This is a genomic window from Candidatus Amarolinea dominans (assembly GCF_016704685.1).
GTDB lineage: Bacteria > Chloroflexota > Anaerolineae > SSC4 > Amarolineaceae > Amarolinea > Amarolinea dominans.
Window position 1 is genome coordinate 366,863 of record NZ_JADIZS010000001.1, and the last position, 8,090, is coordinate 374,952.

Consider the following 8,090-nt stretch of genomic DNA (forward strand, 5'->3'; position numbering starts at 1 on the left):
TCACACGCCAAACACCTTCAGCACCTCATCGCCATAGTGATTGATGACCTTCACCGCGATCTTGCCCGATTTGGGCGGGGCGAACGGCCGGCTGACGGTGCTGTAGAGCACGCTCCAGGCCGCCTCGTCTATCTCCGCGCGCAAGGCGCGCTTGAGTTTGTCATACGGTTCTTCCGCGCCGGTGAAGTAGGCGTGGCGCACGAAAAAGCTCTCGCCGTTGTAGTCGGTGTCAATGAACCAGCACGCGATGTCGTCGGTGGATGCGCTGCGAATCTGCCCGGTGGTCGGGTCGTAGACATCCACGCCTTTGATTTCGACGACGATCTGGTTCGTCGTCGCGACTTCAGTCGCAGAACGACTGAAGTCGTCACTACGAACCCTTCGGATCTCAACGTCCGGCTCGCCAAAAACCATGAATAGGTTCCCCGCGCCGGTCTTCTTGAGCAACTCGTCGCCCATCGCCAGGTCGGGGTTCATCTTGGCCGGCAAGACGGTCAGCTTGCCGTAACGTTTGACCTCTTCGGAGACGTGCGGGTCGAAGGCGAAACCACAGACGACGAGCATATCGAAGCCGACACCCTGCACCGCTTCTTTGGCCGCTTCCTTGATCTGCTCCGGGCCGACCGTGCCGTGCTCCGGGCCGATGGAGACGGCCACGCGGCGCGGCTTACCCGCGGCGTCGGTGTATTCACCGCTGGCGTGCAGCCAGGCGCTGGGGTACGGGTCGAGCCGGTCGAAGGTCAGGCGTTCGCCCTTGCGCGTGTTCTGCACACCGGCTTTCTTGAGGTTGTCCAGGATCATCGTCGCGAAGTCCTGCTGCTGGCGGGCTTCCTGTTCGCTCAGCGCGCCGTCCGCGAACTCATCCGCGGTCGAGAGCACGCGGTGCGGCGACAGGCTCTCCACCGAGAACGGGCCGCACACGCGCACGCGCTTGTTGTCCTCGTAGGGCTGATCGTAGAGGGTTTCGCTCTCGGTGTGGCGGGCAATGGCGGCATCAATCTCCGCGCGCGTCATGCCTTCGTGGATGTCCGGGTTGTTGGCGATGGACTTGAGCGTGACGTGCGGCACGCGCTTGTAGACGAAACCCTTCTTGATGTCGCCTGCGGTCCTGTAATCGGGTGGCATCTGGCCGGTCAGCTCCGATTCCTTCTTGCTGCCGTCGGGCGAGTCAGCCAGCAGGTAGTACGGGTATTTGGCGGCCATCAGCCGCGTACGCGCCAGCGCCAGGGCCACGCGGCTGGTGTCGCAGGTGATCCAGCGCCGGCCCCACTGCTCGGCGACGTAGGCCGTGGTGCCGCTGCCGCAGGTGGGATCGAGCACCAGGTCGCCGGGGTCGGTGGTCATGAGAAGGCAACGCTCGATTATCTTTGTGCCGGTCTGTACGACATAAACCTTGTCGCCTCCAACGCTACTTCCAACATCGTTCCATATGTTTGTAATCGGAAAAGCAGGAAAGTCGCTCAAGTAACGAACGTAATTCAGCGTATTCCCACTCAGCTCAATTCTTCTTGCATTGACGAGGCGCTGGAACCCGTCTTGTCCGGTCTTCCAGTAGCCACTTATAGGACGAATTGTCTTGCCTTGAAACGTAACCGGAAAATCTCCTGGTGGTCTTTGACTACGCATGTCACTGAGGCGGTAATGCCTTGCATTGGAGAGATCGAGACTACTGCTTAGTGCAGTTGTCAATCGCAGTCGCCGGCCATCTGCAAGCTCGATCTTGTCGTATGCCGACGCGCCTTCGCCATCTATCGCCTTGTCAATGAAAAGTTGGCGGTATTTGACTTTCTGTCTGTCTTTGGCATACAAGATTATATAGTCACACGTTCCAGCCAATAGTTCCGTTGTCGCACTACTCGTTTTTGAGAAAGTTATCAGCGAAACAAAATTCTCACTCCCAAACACCTCATCCAGCACGCAGCGCACCAGGTGTACATTCTCATCCCCGATCTGCACGAAGACGCTGCCGGTCTCGGTCAGCAGATCACGAGCCACCACCAGCCGGTCGCGCAGGTAGGCCAGGTAGGAGTGGATGCCCAGCTTCCACGTATCGCGGAACGCGCGCACCTGTTCGGGCTGGCGCGTGGCGTCCTCGGCCTTGCCGTCCTTCACGTCGCGCTTGCGCGTGCTCACCTGCCAGTTAGAGCCGAACTTGATGCCGTAGGGCGGGTCGAGGTAGATCATCTGCACCTTGCCGCGCAGCCCTTCCTTCTCCGCCAGGCTCGCCATCACCAGCAGCGAATCGCCCAGAATCAGGCGGTTGGCCCAGTTCTGCTCGTGCTGGTAGAACTCGACCTTCTGATCGAACTCCTCCGGGCCGCCGTTGAAATCGGCAAACAGGTTCAACTGGTAGCTGGCCGCGGCCTCGCGCAGCGCGGAGCCGGGCTTCGCCGCCTGCGCCAGCAGGTCGTTGATGATGGACTGCGGGTGAATCTTTTCCTGGATGTAGATCGGCACGGCGGGCACGGCCAGATCCTGCGCGTCCTGTTCATCCTTCCCGCGCCAGACCAACTGCGGGTCCAGGGACGGGTCGCGCGGATAGCGCAGACTCTTCGGCGCCTGTTCGTCGTCCACCACAAAGTCGCGCAGCTCCTCCGTGGGAATGTTGACGCGTTTGTCCGCGTGTTTAAGCGCGGTGATGGTGGTGGAAGTCGTTTGTTTAGACATGCTTTCGCCCCCTCCAGCAGCTCGTCAGCCTGGCCGCTCACGAGCAACCCTCCGCGGGGGCGGCCCGCTGCGCGGTTGTTCGGCCCAACCCACGGACCCACCAAGCCCCCAGCCCCACCCCCCCCGCCCCGAGGTGGCGGAGAAGGGAGTTGGCCGGTTCCCGGGCGCACCCCCGCCGGGGGGGGGGGGGTCACCGGCGGGTGGGGGGTCGCTGTATCACAACCCGCCGGGTTGTGGGCGCAATCCGGCGGATTGCGGTACAATGGCCCGTATCGTGTTCTGCATTCAAGTTCCTCTGTACCACAACCCGCCGGGTTGTGGGGGGCGCAATCCGGCGGATTGCGGTACAATGGCCCGTATCGTGTTCTGCATTCAAGTTCCTCTGTATCACAACCCGCCGGGTTGTGGGGGGGGCAATCCGGCGGATTGCGGCACAATGCGCTGTTTCGCCGCAGCCTGTATCACAATCCGCTGGATTGTGATACGCGGCAATACGTCCACGGCCATGCCTGCCATTCCGAGATCAGGCCGGCTTTGACCGGGTTATTCACCACATAGGCGATAATGCGATCCAACTCCGCCGCGTTGCGCACGTAATGGTCATAACTCTCGTGCAGCCAAAACACGCCGGTGCGACCTAACAGTTGATTCGCGCGCCCGGCTGTATAGCCTTTCATGGTATGCATAATTTGCGCCAGCGGGTAATACGCGTCTGCCGTCTTCAGCAATGGCGTGAAGACAACATGAGCGTGGTTCGACATGATACAGTAGGCGAGCAAATCGTAGCGTGTCCCGTCAAAGTAGTGCATGTTATCGGCCACCAACTGCGCAATCTTCGGGTTGCGCAGCCAGTCAGGCCCTTTTCCCAGATCCAAAGCGGCGTCCCATTTCCCAAAGAAACGTCGCTCCTCCTCATATAGGCGTTCGGTGCGCTCTGGGCAATCAGGTGTTCGTTCTAATTCGGCCCGCGCCTGCTCGGCTTCCGCGTAGAGCGCCGCCAGCACGTCTGCCGGAATAGACCCCGCTAGTCGAAACGTGACAAATAGAGTCGCGCCGGGCGGCTGGATGTGCGGCAGATTACGACGATAGACTGACCCAGGTGCAAGATTGGACATAACGCTCCCTCTGTATCACAACTCTCCCTGTCCCTGTATCACAATCCGCTGGATTGTGAGGAACGCAATCCGGCGGATTGCGCTACAATGGCCCGTATCGTGTTCTCCGCATCCCACGGGTCCGCGACTTCGATGAAGTCCCAACGCCCAAACCCGCCGTGGTGGTTGACCGCGGGCACCCACAGCGTGCGCGCGGTGCTCACCTTGGCCGCCTTGTCCTTCTTCTTCTCGCCGGTCACTTCGATCAGCAAGTTCAGCAGGTCATCCGGGCCGTGGCCGTCGTCAATGCACGCGATGAAGTCGGGGATGTACTGGTGCTCCTCGCCGTCGAGGGCATAGGGGATGGTGAACCCCAGGTTGTGGTTCTTGACATAGCGCCGCACCTCGTCCATCTCTTCCAGCGCTGCGGCCAGCTTCTGTTCCCACGAAGTCGTGTCGGCCACCACGTGCGAGATGTGGCACTTGTCCTCACGCGTCGCGTAGACCGGCCGCGTCGTGTCGAAGTCCACATAGCGGGTGGAACCGAGCGTATCGTACGGGCGCAGGATGGGCTTGATCGCGGCCGTGCCGTCCGTAGACGCGACAATCGCCTGATAGATGCGATCCGCGGCGTCGTGCGCCAGCGAAATCAGCAAGAGCAGTTGCGGGAAGGTGTGGTCTTTCAGGGTGACACATTCGGCCAGCCAGCGTTTGGCAATAGCCAGCAGTTGGGGAAAGAGCCACATCTTCACCTCGCCGTCGAACTTGTGCTCTTCGGGTCGGTCGCTCCGCATTTCGCCATCCTGGCGGAAGTACTTCTCCAGCGTGAGCTTCGCCAGCAAGAAGGCCACTTCGTTGGGGCGACGGCGCTTCAGATCGTCCAGCGTGTGGATGCTGGCTTCGCCGACGATCGGCGCGTTCTCGGTGCGGGTCGGAATGTCAGCCGTCGAAAGCGCCAGGTGCGATGCCGCGCTGAAGGTGGCCGTCAGCCGTTCGCCGGCCAACTCGTAGCGGTAGCCGAGCACGCGCGGGAACGTGATTTCGCACGCGCTGCGACTTTCCAGCGCCCGCACGCGGGTCGGCATCGGGCCAGGCTTGGGGTCCACTTTGCTGCCCGACGTCGGGATGAACGAAAAGGGCACGCCGTACACTTCCGCGTATTCGGCATCGAAGTGCCCGGCTTCGTTGGCGGCATAGCTCACGCGCCGCAGCGCGCGACCCACCACCTGCTCGCACAGCAACTGCGTGCCGAACGCGCGCACACCAAGGATGTGAGTGACGGTTTGCGCGTCCCAGCCTTCAGTCAGCATGGAAACGCTGACCACACACTTCACGTGTTCGCCGAGCTTGCCCGCCTTGCCCACGGTGTTCATCACTTCACGCAGCAGGTCTTCATCGGTCAGGCTTTCGGCGTCACGACCGGGAAAACGGATGCGATACTCGGCCTTGAATTCTTCGATCTCGCGCGCGGCGATCTTCTTGAAGTCGTCGCTCATCGCTTCGCCCGATTCAAGCTGCTGGCTGTCCACCAGAATCGTATTCGGTCGTTGCAGCCAGCCGCCGCTGCCATCGTCGTTGCGGAAGATCGGCAGTTGCCCTGCCTGGACGACGGTCTTGTCGCCGATGGACTTCTCCCAGCCAGCGATGGTGTCAAAGACCAGCTTGGAGACGTTCGTGTTGTTGCAGACGACGATGAAAACGGGCGGGGTGATGCCGCGCGCGCGGGCTTCGGCGTTCTGCTCCCACAGGCGGTAATACTTCTCATAGTTGCTGTAGAGGCTGTGCAAGGCCCCTTGCAGCTCGAGCGGCGGCTTCGGTTCGCCGCTCAGCGCATCGGTCTTGCGCCCCTTCTTCGGCAGGTCCTCGCGGATGCGCAGCCACAGGTCGCGGTAGGTGGGCTGTTCGCCGGTCATCGAGTCATCGGCCACCGGCACACGCGGCACCTTCACGATACCGGCCTCGATGGCGTCAATCAGCGAAAAATCGGAAACCACCCACGGGAAGAGCGTCCCCTCGGCATAGCCGGAGCCGCGCAAAAAGAAGGGGGTCGCCGACAGATCATAGATCACCTTCACGCCGAGCTTCGCCTTCACGGCCTCAAGGCCGGAGATCCAGACGCGGGCTTCTTCATCACGTTTCCGGGCTTCTTGCCTCTCCTCGCCGGTCAGCTTCTCCTCTTCGCCGTCCGGCTTACGGCGGTAACAGTGATGGGCTTCATCGTTCATGACGATGATATTCTTCTTGGTTCCCAGCTCGCGACATACCCGTCGCACCATCTGGTCAGGGCTTTCCTGATTGACGCCGGTCGTGGTTTGTCCGGCGAGTTCTTTGGTCAGCCTCGCGGCATCCGACTTTTCGTGCAGTTGGAACGCGTGAAAGTTGGTGATGATGATCCTGGCCTGGCCCAGGCGCTCCATCTCGTGTGCTGGCACAATGTCGCGCTGGCGGTAGTAGTTTTGAGGATCATTCGGCAGAAGCACGCGCAGCCGGTCACGGATGGTGATGCCGGGGGCGACGATCAGAAAGGTGTTGGCAAAGCGCGCGTCCTGCGGATAGGCGGCCTTATTCAGCGTATGCCAGGCGATCAGCATGCCCATCACCACCGTCTTACCAGAGCCGGTCGCCATCTTCAAGGCCAGGCGCGGCAGACCGGGGTTCGACGTGTCGTTGGCTGCGCGCAGCGCGTTCTCGATCCAGGCATCGCCGTACTTCCTGGCTACCTCCGTCAGGTAAATGATGGTCTCCAGGGCCTCGATCTGGCAGAAGAAGAGCTTCTTTTCGCGGTCGGGGGCAATCCAGTAGGCCAGCAGCCGGGCCGTGGTCGGGGTCACGCCCACATAGCCCCCTTCCCGCCACAGGCCCACACGGCGGCGAATATCGTTGATGAGCTTGTTCTCCTGGATGCGCTCCTGCGTCCACTCGGTGTCGAAGGTGAGCTGCGCGCCCTTTTTCTTCGGGCGGGCGATGGGCACAAAGTACGAGCTGGTACGGCGGCCCTCAACCAACTCGTTGGTGATGCCTTCGTCGCTAAAGCGGAAATGGCGGGTCGGCTCGGTATAAGGCGAGTTGATGACCGGATTTTCGATGACGACTTGGCTCATGCAGGCACGTCCCTGGTCAGGTCCGGCATGTTGACCGCCTTTTTGATGAGAGTAGAACTTGCCGGCGGCCGCGGTCACCGGTGTGATATGAGCTAAATAGGGCAGATGGCTTCGCGCACATAATGCAGTTTACCGGGTCATCAGCAAGCGCGGTTGGTCCACCTTTCCTTGTGATTTGATTGTAGCGTAGCTAGATAGCTGTGTCAAAGATGCATCAAAACCGCGGCGCAGGGAGTACGATATTCGTTCGCGCCCTGTCAATGTCGTATGGCCCTGTTGCCCCAGTCAATCTGCTTGCGCTGAACGCCGACGCCGGTGTGCGTCCGCATCTGGGTGATGAGGGCAAGCGCAGCCGGCTCATCGAAACCGCGCCAGCGCAGCAGGGCATAGGCCACCATGCCGGTGCGGTGAATCCCGGCCGCGCAGTGAATCAGGATCGAGCGGCCGTCATCGAGCATCTGCGAGAGTCTGGGCAGCGCCGCCAGGATCGAGGCCGCGGCTTCGGCCTGCGGCGGCTTTCCATTTTCCAGGGGCAGCCAAAGCCATTCGATGCCGGCTTCTGCGACCCATTGCCCGATGAGGTCGGCATGTTCCCTGGCGGCCTGCAGGGTCAGCACGCAGTCGCAGCCAAACAGCTTCATGGCGGCCACCGCGCGTGCGCCGGGCCGGTGCCACAGCGTCAGGCGGCCATTGCCAATGGCGACCCAATGGCAGGTGAAATTTACAGGGCGTTCCGTGTGGTCCATGAGCGCTCACCTTTCGATTGCCAGATTATACCCCACTCTGGCGATCCGCAAAAGCATAATGTCCTGTAGCGAATGGCTTGGCGGAAGCAGACCTTGACAGGGCCAAAGGATGAATGTTATACTGCCTCCACATCCAGAAAAGTACAAAGGACAACGTATCATTGTCGTCAACATGCGTGACTACGCATGGCTTGTTCCCTTCGTGGAGTCGGAGAACGAGATATTCTTGAAGACAATCATTCCGAGCCGCAAGGCGACCAGGGAGAATCATGAGTGTCAAGGAAATAGAAATTGCTATTACCCGACTACCAACCACAGATTTTGCCGAATTGATGGCGTGGCTCGATCATTACCACGCCGAGGTGTGGGACAAGCAGATCGAGAAAGACCTGGAAGCAGGTCGTCTCGATGCGCTGCTGGCTGAAGTTGACAGAGAGTACGAGGCAGGACTGGGCCAGCCACTGTGAAACACATGACCCTGC

General features: G+C 60.7%; 5 protein-coding genes. 1 reads left to right on the forward strand and 4 read right to left on the reverse strand.

What is annotated here, in order from left to right:
* The 4 genes from IPF85_RS01575 to IPF85_RS01590 form a co-directional block, all read right to left on the reverse strand.
* Entirely contained in the window at positions 1–2,667 is a 2,667-nt protein-coding gene (locus IPF85_RS01575) for a site-specific DNA-methyltransferase (RefSeq protein WP_343406301.1), read from the reverse strand.
* Positions 2,668–3,128: 461 nt separating this feature from the next.
* On the reverse strand, positions 3,129–3,782 hold the full coding sequence (locus tag IPF85_RS01580; protein WP_343406302.1) for a transposase: 654 nt from the start codon (positions 3,780–3,782) through the stop codon (positions 3,129–3,131).
* 38 nt (positions 3,783–3,820) lie between these two features.
* Complete coding sequence (locus IPF85_RS01585) at positions 3,821–6,862, reverse strand: DEAD/DEAH box helicase family protein (protein WP_343406303.1); 3,042 nt, start codon at positions 6,860–6,862, stop codon at positions 3,821–3,823.
* 257 nt (positions 6,863–7,119) lie between these two features.
* A complete protein-coding gene (locus tag IPF85_RS01590) occupies positions 7,120–7,608 on the reverse strand; it encodes a tyrosine-protein phosphatase (RefSeq protein ID WP_343406304.1) in 489 nt (162 codons plus the stop codon).
* Positions 7,609–7,877: 269 nt separating this feature from the next.
* Between IPF85_RS01590 and IPF85_RS01595 the strand changes: the two genes are divergently transcribed.
* Positions 7,878–8,075, forward strand: coding sequence for a hypothetical protein (locus IPF85_RS01595; protein ID WP_343406305.1), 198 nt, complete (start codon positions 7,878–7,880; stop codon positions 8,073–8,075).
* The last annotated feature ends 15 nt before the right edge of the window (positions 8,076–8,090 follow it).